Source organism: Gordonia cholesterolivorans (assembly GCF_039531975.1).
Lineage (GTDB): Bacteria > Actinomycetota > Actinomycetes > Mycobacteriales > Mycobacteriaceae > Gordonia > Gordonia sihwensis.
The window spans coordinates 18077-36934 of the sequence record NZ_BAAARB010000009.1 but is presented as its reverse complement, the minus strand read 5'-3'; the positions used below and the strand labels follow the sequence as shown (position 1 = coordinate 36934).

The window sequence follows — 18858 nt, the reverse complement described above, 5'->3', positions numbered from 1 at the left end:
CGACGGCTCAGAGCTCTCGTTTGAGACCGACGTGCTCGGCCCGGTAACCGGCCCGGGCGTAGAAGGCACGCGCACGGATGCGCGCCTCATCGGTGGCGAGTTGGGCCAGGTGCGCCCCGTGCGCGCGACCGTGAGCGTGCGCCCAGTCGAGCATCGCACTCCCGAGTCCGCGGGAGCGCTCTGCTTCGGCGACGCGGAGACCCTCGATCTGCAGCCGCGTGGTGCCGCCGCGCGAGAGGCCGCCGATCACCGTCAGTTGCATCGTCGCGACGGTCCGATCCCGCTCGTCCCGGACCACAGCGAGGTAGTGGGCACGGTCTCGGACCAGGACGTCGAACGCCGCTTCGTACCGTTCCAGTTCGGCGCCTTCGCGATCGCGCCCGATCTCGTCGTCGGAGAGCAGGTCGACGATCGCCGGGACGTCCGACCGTCGCGCCCGCTGAATGCGGAATGTCCGACCGCTCACGCGCAGCACGTCGCCCGCGGACGATCGTGACCTCTCCTGCAGGCGCGCGACGAGCAGATCCAGCCACCCGCCGACGTTGGTCCTGGCCTCCGCGGTGTCCGGATAGCGGCACCTCAGATGCAGGCCGGCCTCGTCGAGGATGAACCACAGCATCACACCGTCGGTTCGGATCACGGCGCCCACGTACTGGGCGTCGATCCGCGCCGAATCGATCCGAACCGGCAGCCGGCGCAGGTCGAGCCACGACACCGCGAACATCCCGGGTGCCTCGGGCATGTCACCGCCCCACGGTTCCAGAATCTCTCGCAGCGGCCAGGATCCGAGGCGGACCGCTTCGCGGACGGCTTCGGCGCAGGCCGACGGGGCGGGGTCGCACGATTCGATGACGGAGTTGGTGATGAACCAGCCGACCGACTCGTGCCAGGCCGCGTCGTAGCGGCTGTGCACGGGGAACACGGCGCGCAGTGGCGTTCCCGCCAGTTCCCGCGTCACCGACGTCATCACCGACACCGCGGCCGAGAGCGTGGACACGCCGTCGGCCCGAGCCTGCGCCGAGAACGCGGCGCTGTCGTCGACGTCGAACACGTCGCGGACCTCCACGCGTTCGGCGCTCGGTTCCGCCGTGCCGAGCGGCAACGGGAAGCGCGGCATCACGTCGCCGCCGGCGGCGAGGATCTGCGCCCATCGCGTCCGGACGTCCGACGGAGCCGCGGGCCGGTTCGCCATCGCCCGAGTGTGCTCGACGAACGCGGGCACCTCGCCGTCGAGCGAGCCGGCCAGGGCGGCGAGCAGGTCGCGCGCCACCACCAGCATCGACCACATGTCGACATGCGCGTGGTCGGCGGCCACGACCACGGTGGGACCCGCGGCCTTCTCCAGCACGCACAGGCGGTGGGACGGTCGCGAGTAGGGCCTGCAGTGCGCGTCGAGCACCGACCGGAGCGCGTCGTTGACGGCTTGGCCGGGAGCCACCGGATGCTCGATCCACGCTCCCGCTCCGATGCGGACCTCACGCAGGCGCGGTCCCTCGCCCCCGTCGACGACGACCGTCCGCAGCGTCCCGTGCCTGTCGACGACCCGCAGCCAGGCGTCGGCGAGGCGGTCGCGCGGAATCGTCTCGGCGAGTTCGAACGAGAGCGCCATCCACGATCCCGGACGGTCGCCGGCACCGACGTGCCTGCGCTGGTCGAAGGAGAGCGGCAGGTCGTCTCCCGGAGCGGACACGGCGACGTCGTAGCCGTACAGTCGCCCGAACTGGAGACGGAGGTGGCCGACGTTGGTGAGCCGCATGAGCGGCTACGCTACCCCTCATCGCGGCGGCCGCAATCCCAGAGGAGAGCCATGACGACGTTCACCGTTCCGGGAGCCGACCTCGACGTCGAGTTCAGTGATGAGCACGGGTGGCCGGTAGTCCAGCTGCACGGCCTCACATCGAGTCGCTCGCGCGACCGGACGCTGGGACTCGACCTGGGCCGCGGCCTCAGCGGCACCCGCCTCCTGCGCTACGACGCGCGGGCGCACGGTCGTTCGACCGGGCGGCCGGAGCCCCGCGACCATCGATGGCCGGTGCTGGCCGACGACCTGCTGCGGCTGCTCGACTCCTGGTTCCCCGGCGAGCGGGTGCACGGTGTCGGGCCGTCGATGGGCACCGGCACTCTGTTGCACGCCGCCGTCCTCGATCCCGGTCGTTTCTCCGGGCTCACGCTGGTGATCCCACCGACCGCGTGGGACAGCCGGCCCGCGATGGCCGAGATGTATCGGGCAGCCGCCGACACCGTCGAGACGGAGGGGATCGACGCGTTCATCGACGCGGGACGCACTGCACCCCGGCCCCCGGCGCTCGCGGGCACCCGCGAGACGGTGCCGGCCGTCGCCGCAGACCTGCTGCCGTCCGTTCTGCGCGGGGCCGCCCTCAGCGACCTCCCCTCGCCCGCTCACGTCGCGGCGATCGACGTCCCGACCTCGATTCTGGCGTGGACCGACGACGCCGGACATCCGCTGTCGACCGCGGAGGCGCTCGTCGACCTGCTGCCGCACGCGACTCTGACCGTGGCACGCACACCGGCAGAGATGGCACTGTGGCCGAGCCTGCTGCACCAACAGGTCGCGGAGCGACGGTGACGCGGCACGCTGAGCGCGGACCGTCAGCCACCGAGTCGGGCAGCACCGGATCGGGTAGCCTGACTCGGTGAACGACGTGCTGGACGAGGGACCGTTCTTTCACGGGACGAAGGCCGACCTCGACATCGGAGACCACCTCACCGCCGGGTTCCGGTCCAACTACCGTCCCGAAGTGGTGATGAACCACATCTACTTCACCGCGCTGCAAGACGGCGCCGGCCTCGCCGCCGAACTCGCGGCCGGCGACGGCGAACCACGGGTCTACCTCGTGCAACCGACAGGCGACTTCGAGAACGATCCGAATGTCACCGACAAGAAATTCCCCGGCAATCCCACCCGGTCGTATCGCAGCGTCCACCCGCTTCGCGTGGTCGGCGAGGTCACCGATTGGAAGCGTCTCACGGCGGACGAGCTCCGAAGCTGGCGCGAGCGGCTGGCCGCGACTCTCGAACACGGCGGCGGCGAGATCATCAACTGAGGTCGCGCGGCGCGAGGGACCGTCACCGGACCGCGTGGACGAGGCGTACCAGCCGCATCGGCGACAAGTACTGCTGCCGGTCGAAGAAGCCGTCGTCGGTCGCGTCCGCTTCGTCGATATCGGCCTCCACCCGCCACCCGTACTCGGTGAGCCATTGCGCGACCGAGTCCGGGGACGCCGCGCATTGCCACGGCTCACCGCTCGCGCCCGCCATCGCCGCGACCGCACGTGCGTAGTCGCGGCCGGCGTCGTCACGCAGTTCCCGGCTCAGGTGGTAGTCGAAGACGAGCGCGGATCCGTCGGCCAGCGCGCTGACGTCGCCGAGGAACCTGCGGCACTCATCGGGTGCGAGGTACATGCTGACACCGAGCCAGAGCACGGTGACAGGGCGGATGAGGTCGACTCCTGCATTGTCGAGATCGCCTAATCGCAGACCGTCGGCGAGATCAGCGGCGACGCTTGTCGCGGTGTCCGCGAGGTCGGCCTGTGCGAACAGCCGCGCCCGCCACTGCAGCACTCCCGGACGGTCCACCACCCACACCCGGTGTCTGCCGGTCGGGAGCCGCAGCGCAGTGGCGTCCAGACCGGCGCCGACCACGACGACTTGGTCGTTTCCCGTCTCGGCGAGCAACGTCTCCGCGTAGCGAGATCGCGCGCACGCGGTCAGGCGCGCGGCGGCGAGGATGGGCGCCTCGGGTTGCGCCAAGAGTGCGGTCCGGCTGAATGACGATTCTTGTTCTGTCATCGCAACTAACTACCAGGAAGAAGGCCGATATGCCAGCAGCCACGCCGATCGACGGCCCTGGACGGCGCGAGGACGGTCGATGTGCCGGTCCGCCTCAGCTGCCCTGGGTCGTGTAGACGCGCTCGATTCCGGCGGTCATCCGGCCCCACTCGCTCGACGCGACCCGCCTCTGGTGCGCTCGGAACGCCGCCGCGTCGACGAACGTCTCGTCGACCGCCCACACGCCCGGCTCCGACGTCGGCAGCACCGAGAACGCGGCGCATCCGGGTTCGGCCCGGGTGAGTTCGACATGTCGCGGCAGAAGTCGCTCGACGATCGCGGTCTGCGCGTCATCGCCGCAGATCAGCCTGCCGCTGACGACGACCTCAGTCATGCCGGACGACTTCCGTTGCGGGTCGAGTGCTGCTCACGTGACGAGGTCATCGGGCGCACCACATCTAGCCGAATACCAGGACGGCCTTGCCGACCGCCTTCCCTGAACGAAGCCGTTCTGCGACCTGCTGGAAGTCGGCGACGTCCACGACGGAGTCGATGACGGGCTGGATCTCGCCGCGGGCGACTGCGGGCAGCACGTCAGCGCTCAGACTTTCGAGGATCGGCACGGTCTCCCAGTCGCGGGAGAACCCGAACGAGACGCCGTGGACGGTCAGGTGCCGGTAGGACAACGCGTCGAGGTCGATCGTGGACGCGGGACCTGCGAGGCGACCGATGTTGACGACGTGACCGTCCTCGGCGGTCGCGGGAAGGCATTGCGCGAAGGTCTCGCCGGCGACATGGTCGAGGACGACGTCGGCGCCCTTGCCGCCGGTCGCGGCGAGTGTTGCCTGAGTCAGGTCCTCGTCGCCGGTGACGATCACCGTATCCGCGCCGAGACCGGCGAGAACTTCACGCTTGCCGGAGGTACGTGTGGTCGCGACGACCGAGGAAGCGCCGAGCACCTTCGCCATCTGCACGCCGACCAGGCCGATGCCGGTGGTCGCGCCCGTGATGAGAACACTTCGCCCCGGCACGAACCCGGCGACAGTGAGAGCACCGAACTCGGTGAGGAGCGCTGTCGGCAACGCGCAGGCGATGTCCGCGGCCAACCCCTCGGGACGGGGCAGCACGAAGCGGTGGTCCGCGATCAGGTAGTCCGCGAACGCGGACGGAAAGGTGCCCATCACCGGGTCCCCGACCTGCCAGTCGCCGGCGTCCTCTCCGAGAGCTGCGATCTCCCCCGCGTACTCGAATCCGGCGATGAACTCACGGCCGTGTCCGCCTCTGGTGGGGTCGGCCTCGGCCAGCATCGGGAGATCGGCGTTGTTGGTCGCCGCGGCGCGGTTGCGAATGAGCACCTGGCCCGGACCGGGCTCGGGAAGCGCCGCATCGGCGAGAATCCACTCGGGTCCGCGTCCGGACACAAGGGCACGCATCGTCTCGGTCATCTGCTCTCCGTTCATCACTCGGATCGTCACTCGGCGTAGACGTCCTCAACCATGTTCATGGTGGTCGAGGACCCGGGCAAGCCGCACAGAAGGTGCAGCGCCCCGGGCTTGATGCCGCATCCTCTTGAGTTGGAAGGACGGTGTCGGGAACGAGTGCCTGCGTGGATGGGTCGCCCCAGCCGAGATCGGCGCTGGTGACCCGAGGGTGTCACCAGCGAACCGGACTGCCTGTCATTATCGCTAGACGTTAAACCGGAACTCGACTACGTCGCCGTCGGCCATCACGTAGTCCTTGCCCTCCATGCGAACCTTGCCCGCGGCCTTGGCCGCGTTCATCGAGCCGGCGGCGTCGAGGTCGGTGAACGACACGATCTCGGCCTTGATGAAGCCCTTCTCGAAGTCGGTGTGGATGACGCCCGCGGCCTTGGGCGCGGTGTCGCCCTGGCGGATGGTCCAGGCGCGCGCCTCCTTGGGACCGGCGGTGAGGTAGGTCTGCAGACCGAGCGTGTGGAAGCCCGCGCGGGCGAGCTGACGCAGACCGGGCTCGTCCTGCCCGATCGAGTCGAGGAGTTCCTGAGCGTCCTCCTCCTCGAGTTCGAGGAGTTCGCTCTCGACCTTGGCGTCCAGGAAGACGCAGTCGGCCGGTGCGACGGCGTCGCGGAGTTCCTGCTTGCGAGCCTCGTCGGTGAGGACGGCCTCGTCGGCGTTGAATACGTAGAGGAACGGCTTAGCGGTCAGCAGATGCAGTTCGCGCACCGACGACAGATCGAACGAGTCCTTCACCGAGAACAACGTCTTGCCGCTGTCGAGAACCGCCTGCGCCTTCTTGGCCGCGTCAAGCGACTCCGCCTGGTCCTTGTTCTTCTTCGCCTCCTTCTCGAGACGCGGAATCGCCTTCTCGAGAGTCTGCATGTCCGCCAGGATCAGTTCGGTCTCGATGACCTCGATGTCGGCGCGCGGATCGACGCGGCCGTCGACGTGCACCACGTCGTCGTCGGAGAACACGCGGACCACCTGGCAGATGGCGTCGGCCTCGCGAATGTTCGCGAGGAACTGGTTGCCCATGCCCTCGCCCTCCGATGCGCCCTTGACGATTCCCGCGATGTCGACGAACGACACGACGGCGGGGAGGATCCGTTCGCTGCCGAAGATCTCGGCGAGCCGGTCGAGCCGCGCGTCAGGCAGTTCCACGACACCGACGTTCGGCTCGATGGTGGCGAACGGGTAGTTCGCGGCGAGCACGTCGTTACGGGTCAGGGCGTTGAAGAGCGTCGACTTTCCGACATTGGGCAGGCCGACGATTCCGAGGGTAAGACTCACGGGAGGTCAGTCTATCTGCGTCTGCGCGCCCGACCTACCCGGCCCGCGCCTGCGCTTGCGGGACTCCTGCTGCGCCGCCCGGGCCGCCTCGTCCTCAGCGGCTATCTCATCGCCCGCGGCTCTGCCGATCTGTTCGAGGATGTACCTCAGGGCGACGGCGAGACACGACGCCGCGGGCACCGCGAGGAACGCTCCGGTGATGCCGAAGAGACTGCCGCCCAACGTCACCGACAGCAGCACGATGACCGCGTGCAGGTTCATCGACTTGGCCTGCAGCCACGGCGAGAGGACATTGCCCTCCAACTGCTGCACCGCCAGGATGATTCCGAGCACGATCAGGGCAGAAGTGAGCCCGTTCGACACGAGCGCGATCAGCACCGCGAGCGCACCGGCGACGAAGGCACCCACGATCGGGATGAATCCGCCCATGAACGTGATGACGATCAGCACTCCCGCGAGCGGCACGTCGAGCACCACCAGGCCGATGCCGATCAGGGCCGCATCCACGAAGCTGACGATGGCCTGGGTTCGGATGAAGCCGCCCAGCGTCTCCCACATCCGCCGCAGGATCTCGCTGATGTGAACGGCCCCCTCGGCCCCCATCGTGCGGTTGAGCCACGGCAGAAATTTGGGCCCGTCCTTGAGGAAGAAGAACACCAGGACGACGGTCGTGAACAGCGTCACCAGCACCGAGGTCGCGACGCCGACGCCGCTGAACACACCCGAGGCGATCGTGGTCGCACTCTTCTGCAGCTTGCTGGTGATCTCGTTGACGAGAGCATTGATCTGATCGTCGCCGACGTTGAGCGGCGGACCCTGGATCCACTCCTGAACCCGATGCACACCGTCGACGGCGCGATCGGCCAGCTGCGGCGCCTGGTCGATGACTGACGGCACGATGCCGCCGATGACGCCGCCGATGACCGCGATCGCCGCCAGCAGCACCACGAGGGTCGCCGCCGCGGGCGGCACCCGCTTCGAGAGCAGCCATCGGACAGGCGGCCACAGCACCGTCGCGACGACGATGCCGAGGATCACCGGCAGCAGGATCACCCAGAGCTTGGACATCACCCACAGCAGCGCGAACAGGAACACCATCACCAGCAGCATCTGCAAGGACACGATGGACGAGGACCGCAGGCCCGTCAGGAACACCCTGCCGCGCGTCGGATAGGGCTTGCCGGTGACCGGGTTCAGCAATCGCTCCGGGGTCGGCTCCGCGGCGGCTGCGTCGGCGCGGTCGCTCGTCCCGGTGTCGGGTTCCGGCGAAGATTCGTCGTTTCGGTCGCTCACGCGCCAATCTTCACATACGCCTCCGACATCCGCGGTCCGCCGCGCGAGGGGTCGTCCGACTGTCGTACGCGCCGGGAGACGGGAATGGAACCGAACCACGGTGCGGTGCGTCCAATTCAGTAGACGTCAGTCTGATCCCGGCGAGTCCATCACCTCGCCGGCCGACACCGGGAGGTCCGATGACCATGCCAACCGCCCCAGCCCTCGGCTGGACCACCGTCGCCACCGCCGACGGCCCGTTCACCGTCCTGTACGACGACGCGGACACCGTGCACGCCGCCGGCTGGACCGAGTCGGCCGAGTATCTCGCCGGGCTCATCGCTCCCGCATTGCGCGGTGGTCAGCTCAGCCGGCGCCCGGCGGGCCCGGTCGCCGACGCCGTGACCGCCTACTACGACGGCGACTTCGCCGCTCCGTCCGGTGTCGCGGTGCGTCAGATCGCGGGCCCGTTCATCGCCGCGGCGTGGTCGGCATTGCGGCTGGTGCCGGCGGGATACCCGGTCACCTACGGTCAGCTCGCCGAACGCGCGGGGCGTCCGGCAGCGGTCCGCGGCGCCGCTCAATGCTGTGTGCGCAACGCCGCCGCTCTGTTCGTTCCCTGCCACCGCGTCACCAGGGCGAGCGGCGGTCTCGGCGGGTTCCGCTACGGGCTCGATCTCAAGCGGAACCTTCTCGCTCGTGAGGAGCCGCCGCCCGACCTCGAAGACTGAGCCGGCCACCGACGCCGCGGTCCGGACGACGAGTAGCCCGTGCGCCTCGAGCCGGCGGGGAGCTGCCAGGCCGGGATCGACGCCCGGGATCGATGTCAGAGGCTCGCGCCAAGATGGCGGCATGACACCAGCAGCGATCATCGGCCCGCTCTGTCTCATCGTCGGCGCACTCCTCGGGTGGTTCGCCCGCGGTACGGCGACGGGCGGACATCACTCCGGCGGCGAACGTCCCGGGCCGTCGCTGGGCGCTGAGGTCGACCTCGTGGTGGGTCCGCTGCGCGAGACACTCGGACGGCTGTCGGAGGAACTGCGGCGGAGCGAGGCCGGACGTGCCCACGCCTACGCCGGCCTCGCCGAACAGATGCGCGGAGTGCACGCGACCTCGCAGCGACTACACCAGCAGACCAGCCAGTTGGCCAGCGCACTCCACGCACCGCACGTTCGCGGCCGCTGGGGCGAGATCCAACTCGAAAGAATCGTCGAACTGTCCGGGATGTCGCGGCACTGCGATTTCGCGACGCAGGTACAGGGGCAGTCGGACGCCGACCGGGCCGTGCGACCCGACCTGGTGGTTCAACTCGCCGGTGGACGACGGATCGTGGTGGACGCCAAAGTGCCGCTGCACGCGTACCTGGAATCGACCTCCGGCGCAGTCCCCGACAACCGCGAGGTCATCGCCCGGCACGCGCAGGCCGTGCGGGCGCACGTGAACGTACTGTCCGCGAAGTCGTACTGGTCCGCACAACCCGTGTCGCCGGAATTCGTCGTTCTGTTCCTGCCCGGCGACGGGGTTCTCGAATCCGCGCTGCGCGGCGACCCGGGGCTCCTCGACTACGCGTTCTCCCGTGACGTGGTGCTCGCCACGCCCAGCACCCTGATCGCCCTGCTGCGAACCGTCGCCCTGGGCTGGCGTCAGTATGCGCTCGCCGAGGACGCCGAGACCATTCATGCTCTCGGTCGCCAGCTGTACCAGCGGATAGACCAAGTGCTCGGCCACCTGGAGAAGACCGGTGCGTCCCTGCGCCGGGCCGTGGAGTCGTACAACTCGACGGTCGGAGCCATCGACAGTCGCCTCGGAGTCACCGCCCGCAAGCTCGCAGATCTGGAAGCCCTCTCGGGTACCGCCAACCCGTCGGTGCGGGTCAGCGACGGGATCAGCCCCGTCGATTCGGTGGTGAGATCAATATCACCGAGCCGATAGATTCAGGAAACTCACGGCTTCGGATCACGGCGATCGGCGGAGTTAACGGTACCGTTTAGTTGTGTTTTCGCGCTTGCTAGCCGGCTCTGCCGTGCCCGCCGACGAGCGGTCCGTCCTGCCCACCATCCGGGGTGTGCCCTGGTGGGGCGCCGTTCTGATCGCCGTCGGAGCCACGACTCTCGGCGCCGTCATCAGCGCCGATACGTCATCGTCACTGGGCCGGGCGTTCAAGGTGTGCTACCTGCTCGGGTGCGTTCTGGCCGCACTGTGCGTGCGGCAACGAGCACTGTTCACCGCGGCGGCACAACCGCCGCTGGTCGCGTTCGTGGTCGGCATCGTCACCCTCTACACCCTGAGTTCCGACAGCGCGCAGGGCATGCGGGACATCGTCCTGAAGGTGATCCTGCCGATCGCGACGAGCTTTCCATGGATCCTGCTGGCCTTCGTCCTGACCCTGGCCGTTGTGGTGGCGCGATTGCTCCTGGCTCGCCCCCAGGGCCTGGCCGTGTTCGGCAAGTTCACCGGGAAGTCGCGTCCGACCACCGCCGAGTCCGGTCGGCGGGCCGCCCCCGCGAAGAAGACCGCACCCCGCTCCGGGTCCTCGGGCAAGACCGGCTCCCCCAAGCGCGCCGCCACTCCGGCGGCGGCCGGCGCTCAGGCCAAGGCATCCGCAACGCGGCGAACCGGTGCGGCAGGCACCTCTGCGACGAAACGCACGGCCACGAGAGACGCGGCGGCCGGCACACAGCCCAAGGACGCAGCGACGCGCGAGACCAGGAGCAGAACTGCCGCGACCAAGCGGGTGCCCGCCGCGGCGGCGGCCCCGAAGGGCTCCGCGAACGCGAAGGACGCGGCCACCAAGCGTGCAGCCACTTCCCCCGCAGCCCCGCGAACCGCTGCTGCGTCGAAGGCCGCACCGGCCAAGCCCGCGCCCCAGCGCGCTGCCGGCGCCCGGCCCGCCGCCAAGCCCTCCGCCGATCCCGCGGCCGCTCAGCGACGGCCGGCAGCGGCGCAGAGCCCCGCTCCGTCCCCGACTCGCCCGGCGCCCCGGCCCCGACCGGCTCCGGCCGCCTCGCCGGCAGCCGCCGACGCACCCCGTCGCCGCGCCGCGCCGCAGACCATCCCGCCGCGCGATCCCAAAGGCCGTCCGCGTCGCACCGCGGGCCAGCTGCGGGACAAGAGCCAGATCGAGGACCTGACGGCCGGCGCCGACGAGCGCTGAGTCGATCCCGACCGCGAGCCGGCCGGGCGTCGAAGACCTCAGATCTCGCCGAACCGACTTCCGTCGAGCCAGTCGCCGAGGTCGCGTGCCGCGGCCGCGATGGCCTGCGGCCAGTCGAACGCCGAGTCGTCGGCATTGTCGGTGACGACCTTGACCACGCGGAGAGGCAGTCCGTACTCGGCGCAGACGTGAGCGATCGCCGCGCCCTCCATGTCGACGAGATCGGCCCGCAACGCGAGCCGGTCCCGGTGCAGCGGATCGTTCACGAATGTGTCCCCGGTCGCCAGCACGCTGCCGTCGCCGCCCGCCACGTCCCATTCGTCAACCGTGTGATAGCCCATTGCGGCGAGATCCGCGGCACTGATGTCGTGCTCGATGACTCGCGAAGGTGTGAAGAGTCCGGTGCGCCCGTCGCGCAGCGCCCCCGCGGTGCCGATGTTGATCACCCGGCGGTAGTCACCGACAGCCAGCCGGTGCGTCACCTTGCTGGCCGCGCGAACCTTCCCGATACCGGTGATGAGCAGATCGGCCCCCGGCGGCACATGCGCGGCCTCGGCGCGGGTGGCCGAGACCACCAGCACCCCGTCCGGCGCGCTCACTCAGCGCGCCGCGACGCCGCGGTTCCGGTCCGGTCCGCGGCACCTGCCGCGGAGGCGAGGTCGCTGAGGCGCGCCAAGTAGTCGAATCGGTTGTTCGCGATGCGCATCACCACCTCGTAGGGAAGCGCGAACTTCCGCGCCCACCAGTAGCCGAACCGGATGTCGAACGAGGTGTAGACCATGAACTTGTTGCGGGTGACTCCGCGGAGGATCGCCGATGCCGCCTTCTCAGGCGTGACCGCGATCTTGTGGAAACCCGCGATCTCGCGCTGGATGGCGGTGTTGCCGCGATCGAGACCGACGATGTCGACGGTCTCGACCAAGGGAGTCGCCACACCGCCCGGGCACACCAGCGAGACGCCGATGTTGTGGCGCCGGAGATCGAATCGCAGTACCTCCGACACGCCCCGGATACCGAACTTGCTGGCGCTGTAGGCGGCGTGCCACGGCAGTGCCAGGAGCCCGGCAGCCGACGACACGTTCACCAGGTGACCGCCGGTGCCGCGGCGGACCATCGCAGGCACGAACGACTCGATGATGTGGATGGGGCCCATCAGATTGACGTCCACCATCTTCTTCCAATGGCGGTGTTCCAAGCGCTCGACCGTCCCCCACGCCGACACGCCCGCCACGTTCATGACGACGTCCATCACGCCGACCTCCGCGTCGACGCCCCGCGCGAACGCCGCCACCCACTCGTAGTCGGAGACGTCGCCGGCACGGTGGTAGAGAACGGTGCCCCGCCGATCGAGAATCTCCGCGACCACCGCGTCGAGAGCGTCGGCCTGAATGTCGGTGAGCACGAGCTGCGCCCCGGCGTCGGCGGCCGCCAGCGCGGTGGCGCGGCCGATGCCGCTGGCGGCGCCGGTGATCAGCACTTTGCGATCATGAAGCGAGGGCACGGGAGTCGGCACCACGAACAGCTCCCGGACGGTCTGCAGGCTGGGAAGTTTCAGCGATGTCATGAGACCCATGACACAACCTTAGTCCACTCGTCAGATCGGGAGCTTGCCGCCGAACACCGCATAGACCACCGCGAGGATCGCTTTGAGCACGTTGGCCGAGACGTCCTGGCCGTCGGTCATCAGAATGCGCTGCGCCTCCTGCGGGCTCTTGGCCTTGGCGAGCTTGTCGATCAGCGGACCGATCGCCTCCACGCCGCTCAGCCCCGACAGGTCGGTGCCTTCGGACGGGCTCTCGGCTGCCGGTGCACTCGGCTGGGCACCGGGGTCCGGAGCCGGTGCGGTCGGATTGGCCGCGGCCGCGTGTCCGTCGAGGTAGGCCGAGATGCCCTCGGTGATCGCCACCGCGTACTTGGTGGCCCCCTGCGGGGACGACAGGACGGCCGCCTCGGCCGGATCGGACAGATTGCCCATCTCGATGAAGGCCGCCGGCACGCGCGTGAGATTGACCGCGGCGATGTCCGGCCGCGTCACGATTCCGTCGACAGCGCCCAGGTAGTTGGCCGGGGCGAAGCCGGCCTTCTTCATAGCGTCACGCAGGGTGTTCGACGCCTTGCGGCCCTCGCCCGACTGCACCGAGTCGACGGTCTTGTCCGGGATCGGCAGCGTCGGCACGATCATGTGGAAGCCGGTCTTGCTGGAATCGGCACCGGTGCTCGTCGAGTCCGCGTGGATGCTCACTGCCAGCGCGGCGCCCGACCGGCTCGCGGCCTCCGCCCGCTCGTCGACGCAACCGCCCCAGCCGGTGTCGTCGTTGCGACTCATCACCACGCGGGCACCCTTGCTCTCGAGTGCGGCCTTCACCAGCTGGGAGACGTCCCAGTTGATCGTGTGCTCGGCCTTGCCGGTGACCGCGGTGGCACCCGTGGTCTGGCAGTCCTTCTTGCCGCCGCGCCCGTCCGGCACCTGCTTCGCCAGATCGTGGCCCGCCGCCGATCCCTGATGGCCCGGGTCGAGGAACACCGTCTTGCCCGCCAACTCACCACTCTTGGGCGCCGCGGCCTTGGGCGCCGCTTCGGTGGGCGCGACCGTCAGCAGTCCTCCGACGAGGACAGACGACGCGAGGACGGACGACGCGATCAGCGCACGCCGGCGGAAACGTACAGCATTCATGGGCGGGTTGGGTGTGCGGGCACGGGGCGCACACACCACTCTCCTTCCGAGGATCCAAACACCATCTGTCACACAGACAACTTTGGTAACAGTGAACCAGTGCTTGAGGCTAGACGGCAAACGCAGGCTCGGATCTCACCGGGAATCGTTAGGTTGCTGTGACCAGATGACGCGTCAGATGGAGGATTCCGTTCACATCGTCGGGATCGGCGGGCGCGACGAGACCGTCGAGTGCTTCGCGGGTGGCCGCCGCATCGAGCCCCGCCCCGATGACGACGAGTGACGTACCCGGCGTCCGTCCGCGCCACGAGCCGGCATCGACTCGGACGAAGCCTCCGACAGCCTGAACCGTGTAGGCGGTGTCGCGGTGCCCGTCGAGATCGACCAGCACCGTTCCCTTGATCCGGTAAGCGCCGGCGGGCGGGCGTTCGAGGAACTGCGCGAGGCGCCGAGGGTCCACCGGCGCGGAGGTCTCGAGCGCCGCTGACTCGAAACCGGCGTGCAGATGATCGTGACCGTGGTCGTGGCCTTCGGGGTGGTCGTGGTCGTCGGGGTGGTCGTGGTCGTCGGGGTGGTCGTGGTCGTCGGCGAGGAGCAGTTCATCGAAGCTCAACTGACGAGGACCGTCGTCTCGGGCGATCTCCGCAGCGGGCTCGAAGAAGAGTTCCGGGTCCACCGCCGCGTCCGCCACCGGCAGGATCGGAGCGGTGGAGTTGATCATTCGAAGCCGCGCGATCAGCGATTGCACGGCGTCCTGGCCGGCGAGCAGATCGATCTTATTGCAGACCACCAGATCAGCGATCGCGAGATGCTCACCGAGTTGCGGGTGTTCGGCGATCGTGTCGTCGTAGTGAGCGGCGTCGACGACGTAGACGAGGCCGCCGTACGCCACGGTGGAGCTTCGCGCCGACAGCACCATCCGGATCAGTGCCTTGGGTTCGGCGATTCCGCTGGCCTCGATCAAGACCGCGTCGATGCCGTTTCCCGGGGCGGTCAGGCCGGCGAGTGTCTCGGCGAAATCCGACGCATCGGTAGTGCAGCACATACATCCGTTCTCAAGGCTGAGCGTGCCGCCCGACTGTCCGGAGACCAGAAGAGCGTCGATGTTGATGGACCCGAAGTCGTTGACGAGAACTCCGATCCGCCGGCCACCCGCGTGCCGGAGAACATGGTTGAGGAGCGTGGTCTTGCCCGCGCCGAGGAATCCCGCGAGCACCACGACCGGTGCGGCGGATGCGGTCACGCCGTCTGCTCACCGCGGCAGTCGGCGCAGAGCACTGCCAGATCGCGACCGTCGCCGTCCGGCAGATTGGCGACATCGCTCGTCGGAGTACCGCAGCGAAGGCACTTCCCTATCACCGCCGCTTCCGGACTGAAGTCGATTCTCATGCGTTTGTCGAAAACGTAGAGTGAGCCCTCCCACAGACCGCTGTCGCCGTACTGTTCTCCGTAGCGGACAATTCCCCCGTCGAGCTGATACACCTCGTCGAATCCACGAGCTTTCATCAATGCGCTGAGCACCTCGCAGCGGACACCGCCGGTGCAATATGTGACGACCGGCCGGCCTTTGAGATGATCGAGCGCACCGCTTTCCAGAAGCGGAAGGAAATCCCGCGTGGTGGTGACGTCGGGGACCACCGCATCCCGGAATCGGCCGATCTGCGCCTCGATCTTGTTACGGCCGTCCAGGAAGACCACTTCGTCACCGCGCCGGTCGACGAGCTCGTGCAACTGTTCCGGCGCCAGACGCACACCGGTGCCGACCACACCGTGATCGTCCAGACGCAGTTCTTCGGCGGCGCCGAAGGTCACTATCTCCGGGCGCACCTTCACGCTCAGGCGCGGGAAATCATCGCCTGTTCCGTCCGACCATTTGATGTCGGCGTCTTTGAATGCGGGATAGCTCCGGGTGGCACGGACATAACGTTTGACGTCGCGGATGTCACCTCCCACTGTTGCGTTGATGCCGTGAGATGACACGATGATCCTGCCGCGCAGTCCGGAGGCCTCGCAGACGCTCTGTTGCCAGAGTCGGATCGCCTCCGGGTCCGGCAGCGGAGCGAAGACGTAGAACAACACGATCTTGGGAGTCGCCACAGTGCAAGGGTACGGACCTCGAACACGCCTGCCCCTCGTCGCCCTGGTATGCCTCGGCGTCTCGGTCCTGACGTCGTGTTCGCTGCTGAGCACGGACGCATCACCCAGCAAGATCGTGATCCCGGGCACGAATGCGCCGAGCACCGAATCGCCGGCGCCTTCGCTCTCGCCGACATCCGCGTCCCGCACGGTCGGCATCCGCCGAACGGAGGCTCCGTGGAGCTATGAACGCGTCATCAAGGCGGCGCCTCGAGCCAGCAATTCCGGATTCCAGGTCGGCGCCACCTCGGCCGACGGCCGGACGTCCGATGTCTCCGGTTTTCATTTCTCGACGCCGGACCGCGGCGTGAGATGCTCCACCGGCAACAACGGCGCCGATGCTCTGGTGTGCGTCGGCGAGCACGTCCGAGGTGCCAAACGCGCCGCCGACGCCACCGCCGAGTGCGATTGGCAGGCCGATTACGTGGTGCTCGACGCCAACGGACCGAAAGCAGGCGCGTGCGCTAACAGTTATCCGGTGTTGTTCCGGTCACGCATCCTCGGCTCCGGTCGTGCGATCAATGTCGACCGTTTCGCCTGTCTCACCGATTCCGACGACCTCTACTGCGTAGAGTCCAGTTCCGGCACCGGCTTCGCGATTACCGCTAATGGATACAGTGCGATTAGGGCGGATGAACGCGCCCCCGCATCACTGCTCGGATTGGATTCCGACGCCGATAGCCCGACGGTCGATAATCGCAATTCCTCACCAGTGGTCCCGACCCGTTGAATACGTGTACGCTGAGCGCAGATAAACGCCGCGGCGCACTCGGGTGAGGACATGCGCGGCGGGCTCGAATCAACCGGAGGACCACAGATGGCCAAGAAGACCGTGATCCAGATCGTCGACGATATCGACGGCGCAGAACTCGACGAGTACGAAACCGTCCACTGGAGTCTGGACGGTAAGAACTACGAGTTCGACACCTCCCCCGAGCATGCCGAAGAGTTCCGCAACCACGTCGCCACGTACATCGCCGCATCTCGTGTCACCGGCGGTCGCGCCGCCGCTCGCCGCGCCGCGCCGACCGCAGCACGTGGCCGCACCAACACCCGCGTGATCCGCCAGTGGGCCTCCGACAACGGCTACACGGTCAGTGATCGCGGCCGCATTCCGGCTGACATCATCGCGGCGTACGAAGCAGCGAACTGACACTCGCCGACGCGTCGGCCACAGCGCCCCGGACCAGGTCTCACTGACCGGTCCGGGGCGTTTTGCGATCGGCGTCCGATCCGTCCGTTACACCGCGGCCGAGTTTTCTCACCCCGTGGTTTTAATTGCGGAATCAGCAGCGCGCCGGATTACCCTGTCCAATCATGACTCTGCTTTCCGCAGCCCGCCGGCGCTGGCTGCCGCTGCTGGCCGTCGCTCTGCTGGTGGCGCTGCTGGCATCCTGCTCCAGTTCGGCGTCCAGCGACGATTCCGGACTCTGCTCACCTCCCGGCGTGGAGAGCGCCTCCGCCGCACCGACGAATCTCGCCAGCGCCGCTGCGGCCCCCGACCGGTTCACCACCGAGTCGACTCGGCCGCTCGACGAGATCGACACCTCCAGGCTCGGCCTCATCAAGCCCGGAACCCTGGTGGTCGGCACGCTGTCGGATGCGCCGCCCAGTATCTGTGTGAATTCGCAGCAGCAGTACACGGGCATGGACAACGAGATGCTCAAGGCGATCGCCGCCAAGCTCGGTCTCAAAGTGGAGTTCATCGGCACGGAGTTCTCCGGCCTGCTCGCCCAGGTCGCCGGGCACCGGTACGACGTGGGATCGTCGTCGATCACCACCACTGACGAACGTCGCCAGACCGTCGACTTCACCAACGGTTACGACTTCGGCTACTTCGCTCTGGCCGGCCCGGCGAACGGCCGGGTGCAGAGCTTCGGCGATCTCAACCCGAGCACCCGGATCGGCGTCGTTCAGGGCACGGTTCAGGACGACTACGTCACGAACACCCTCAAGCTGAGCGCGGTGAAGTTCCCGGACTATGCGACCGCATACGCAAACCTGAAATCCGGTCAGATCGACGCATGGGTGGCCCCGAGCCAGCAGGCCGAGGGCACCGTTCAGGCCGCAGACGGAATGAAGATCCTGGAGAACACCTTCAGCATCAACAACTTCACCGCGTGGGCCGTCGCCAAGGGCAATCAACCGCTCGTCGACGCGCTGAACAGCGGGCTCGACGCGATCATCGCGGACGGCACCTGGGCTCGCCTGTACAGCGATTGGGCGCCGCGACCGCTTCCGGACGGCTGGAAGCCGGGCTCCAAGGCCGCGCCGAAGCCGGTGCTGCCCGACTTCGAAGCGATCGCGAAGGCGAATGAGGGCAAGCCGAAAACCGACGCCGCCGACGCCGCGCCGAAGAGCACGTGGCAGCAACTGCGCGAGACCTTCTTCAGCGGTGAACAGTTCACCAAGGCACTGCCCGAACTGATCAAGACCGGTCTGCCGAACACCCTGAAGATCGCGATCACGTCGGGAATCCTGGGCACCGTCGGCGGCATGCTCCTGGCGATGGCCGGGATGTCGCGCAGCCGGTGGCTGCGTTGGCCGGCCCGCGTCTACACCGATATCTTCCGCGGCCTGCCCGCCGTCGTCGTCATTCTGATGGTCGGCCTGGGATTCGGGCCGGTGGTGAAGAACCTGACCGGCGGCAATCCCTTCTGGCTCGGCTCGGTGGCCCTCGCCCTGCTCGCCGCCGCCTATATCGGCGAGATCTTCCGATCCGGCATCCAGAGCGTGGAATCGGGTCAGATGGAGGCCGCGCGGGCGCTCGGCTTCTCCTACCGCCGATCCATGCGACTGGTAGTGATCCCCCAGGGCGTCCGACGCGTCCTTCCGGCTCTGGTCAACCAGTTCATCGTGCTCATCAAGGACTCGTCGCTGATCTACTTCCTGGGTCTGACGCTGATGCAGCGGGAACTGTTCGCCGTGGGCAAGGACTTCAACGCCAACAGCGGCAATCTCACCCCGCTGCTGGCCGCAGGCCTGCTGTATCTCGTGATGACGGTGCCGCTGACCCACCTCGTCAACTACATCGACAACCGTCTGCGCACTGGAAAGGCGTGAGCATC

At 68.1% G+C, this 18858-nt stretch carries 19 protein-coding genes; 8 read left to right on the top strand and 11 right to left on the bottom strand.

What is annotated here, in order from left to right; all coding sequences use genetic code 11:
* Window positions 1-7: 7 nt before the first annotated feature.
* Window positions 8-1756 carry a GNAT family N-acetyltransferase gene (locus tag ABFX36_RS10020; protein WP_346076170.1) on the bottom strand — a complete coding sequence of 583 codons (1749 nt, stop codon included), beginning with the start codon at window positions 1754-1756 and terminating at the stop codon, window positions 8-10.
* A gap of 51 nt (window positions 1757-1807) precedes the next feature.
* Between ABFX36_RS10020 and ABFX36_RS10015 the strand changes: the two genes are divergently transcribed.
* Both ABFX36_RS10015 and arr read left to right on the top strand, forming a co-directional pair.
* Window positions 1808-2587: an alpha/beta fold hydrolase gene (locus ABFX36_RS10015; protein WP_346076168.1), complete on the top strand. Its 780-nt coding sequence runs from the start codon at window positions 1808-1810 to the stop codon at window positions 2585-2587.
* A gap of 67 nt (window positions 2588-2654) precedes the next feature.
* A complete protein-coding gene (gene arr / locus ABFX36_RS10010; RefSeq protein ID WP_346076166.1) occupies window positions 2655-3065 on the top strand; it encodes an NAD(+)--rifampin ADP-ribosyltransferase in 411 nt (136 codons plus the stop codon).
* Window positions 3066-3087: 22 nt separating this feature from the next.
* On the opposite strand, the gene ABFX36_RS10005 is transcribed toward arr, so the two are convergent.
* The 5 genes from ABFX36_RS10005 to ABFX36_RS09985 form a co-directional block, all read right to left on the bottom strand.
* A complete protein-coding gene (locus tag ABFX36_RS10005) occupies window positions 3088-3810 on the bottom strand; it encodes a class I SAM-dependent methyltransferase (RefSeq protein ID WP_346076164.1) in 723 nt (240 codons plus the stop codon).
* Window positions 3811-3904: 94 nt separating this feature from the next.
* On the bottom strand, window positions 3905-4183 hold the full coding sequence (locus ABFX36_RS10000) for a putative quinol monooxygenase (RefSeq protein WP_222111728.1): 279 nt from the start codon (window positions 4181-4183) through the stop codon (window positions 3905-3907).
* A 64-nt stretch (window positions 4184-4247) separates the two neighbouring features.
* Window positions 4248-5249, bottom strand: coding sequence for a quinone oxidoreductase family protein (locus ABFX36_RS09995; protein WP_260868930.1), 1002 nt, complete (start codon window positions 5247-5249; stop codon window positions 4248-4250).
* A 225-nt stretch (window positions 5250-5474) separates the two neighbouring features.
* Window positions 5475-6554, bottom strand: coding sequence for a redox-regulated ATPase YchF (gene ychF, locus ABFX36_RS09990; protein WP_006895779.1), 1080 nt, complete (start codon window positions 6552-6554; stop codon window positions 5475-5477).
* A 6-nt stretch (window positions 6555-6560) separates the two neighbouring features.
* Window positions 6561-7847, bottom strand: a complete 1287-nt coding sequence (locus tag ABFX36_RS09985) for an AI-2E family transporter (RefSeq protein ID WP_006895777.1) — start codon at window positions 7845-7847, stop codon at window positions 6561-6563.
* Window positions 7848-8026: 179 nt separating this feature from the next.
* On the opposite strand from ABFX36_RS09985, the gene ABFX36_RS09980 reads away from it, so the two are divergent.
* The 3 genes from ABFX36_RS09980 to ABFX36_RS09970 all read left to right on the top strand — a co-directional run bounded on the left by ABFX36_RS09980 (window position 8027) and on the right by ABFX36_RS09970 (window position 10980).
* Window positions 8027-8557, top strand: a complete 531-nt coding sequence (locus ABFX36_RS09980; RefSeq protein ID WP_006895775.1) for a methylated-DNA--[protein]-cysteine S-methyltransferase — start codon at window positions 8027-8029, stop codon at window positions 8555-8557.
* Between the two features lie 121 nt (window positions 8558-8678).
* The gene (locus tag ABFX36_RS09975; protein WP_006895774.1) at window positions 8679-9758 is read left to right on the top strand and encodes a DNA recombination protein RmuC; all 1080 of its coding nucleotides are present in this window, start codon (window positions 8679-8681) and stop codon (window positions 9756-9758) included.
* A gap of 91 nt (window positions 9759-9849) precedes the next feature.
* Window positions 9850-10980 carry a DUF6542 domain-containing protein gene (locus ABFX36_RS09970; protein WP_062367783.1) on the top strand — a complete coding sequence of 377 codons (1131 nt, stop codon included), beginning with the start codon at window positions 9850-9852 and terminating at the stop codon, window positions 10978-10980.
* A 38-nt stretch (window positions 10981-11018) separates the two neighbouring features.
* Here the strand turns inward: ABFX36_RS09970 and ABFX36_RS09965 are convergent, their stop codons facing one another.
* The 5 genes from ABFX36_RS09965 to trhO form a co-directional block, all read right to left on the bottom strand.
* Window positions 11019-11579 (bottom strand): nucleosidase, encoded by a 561-nt coding sequence (locus ABFX36_RS09965; protein WP_045538314.1) that lies wholly within the window; start codon window positions 11577-11579, stop codon window positions 11019-11021.
* Window positions 11576-12553, bottom strand: a complete 978-nt coding sequence (locus ABFX36_RS09960) for an SDR family oxidoreductase (protein ID WP_346076160.1) — start codon at window positions 12551-12553, stop codon at window positions 11576-11578. Before ABFX36_RS09960 ends, ABFX36_RS09965 begins: the two co-directional genes overlap by 4 nt.
* A gap of 21 nt (window positions 12554-12574) precedes the next feature.
* Window positions 12575-13654, bottom strand: coding sequence for an N-acetylmuramoyl-L-alanine amidase (locus ABFX36_RS09955; RefSeq protein WP_346076158.1), 1080 nt, complete (start codon window positions 13652-13654; stop codon window positions 12575-12577).
* Between the two features lie 148 nt (window positions 13655-13802).
* On the bottom strand, window positions 13803-14897 hold the full coding sequence (locus tag ABFX36_RS09950; RefSeq protein WP_346076156.1) for a CobW family GTP-binding protein: 1095 nt from the start codon (window positions 14895-14897) through the stop codon (window positions 13803-13805).
* Window positions 14894-15751 (bottom strand): oxygen-dependent tRNA uridine(34) hydroxylase TrhO, encoded by an 858-nt coding sequence (gene trhO, locus ABFX36_RS09945; protein WP_006898251.1) that lies wholly within the window; start codon window positions 15749-15751, stop codon window positions 14894-14896. Before trhO ends, ABFX36_RS09950 begins: the two co-directional genes overlap by 4 nt.
* Before the next feature lies 1 nt (window position 15752).
* On the opposite strand from trhO, the gene ABFX36_RS09940 reads away from it, so the two are divergent.
* The 3 genes from ABFX36_RS09940 (at window position 15753) to ABFX36_RS09930 (ending at window position 18853) form a co-directional block, all read left to right on the top strand.
* Window positions 15753-16520, top strand: coding sequence for a hypothetical protein (locus ABFX36_RS09940; RefSeq protein ID WP_006898252.1), 768 nt, complete (start codon window positions 15753-15755; stop codon window positions 16518-16520).
* 87 nt (window positions 16521-16607) lie between these two features.
* The gene (locus tag ABFX36_RS09935; RefSeq protein WP_006898253.1) at window positions 16608-16943 is read left to right on the top strand and encodes a histone-like nucleoid-structuring protein Lsr2; all 336 of its coding nucleotides are present in this window, start codon (window positions 16608-16610) and stop codon (window positions 16941-16943) included.
* Between the two features lie 164 nt (window positions 16944-17107).
* Window positions 17108-18853, top strand: a complete 1746-nt coding sequence (locus ABFX36_RS09930) for an ABC transporter substrate-binding protein/permease (protein WP_346076153.1) — start codon at window positions 17108-17110, stop codon at window positions 18851-18853.
* Window positions 18854-18858 lie beyond the last annotated feature (5 nt).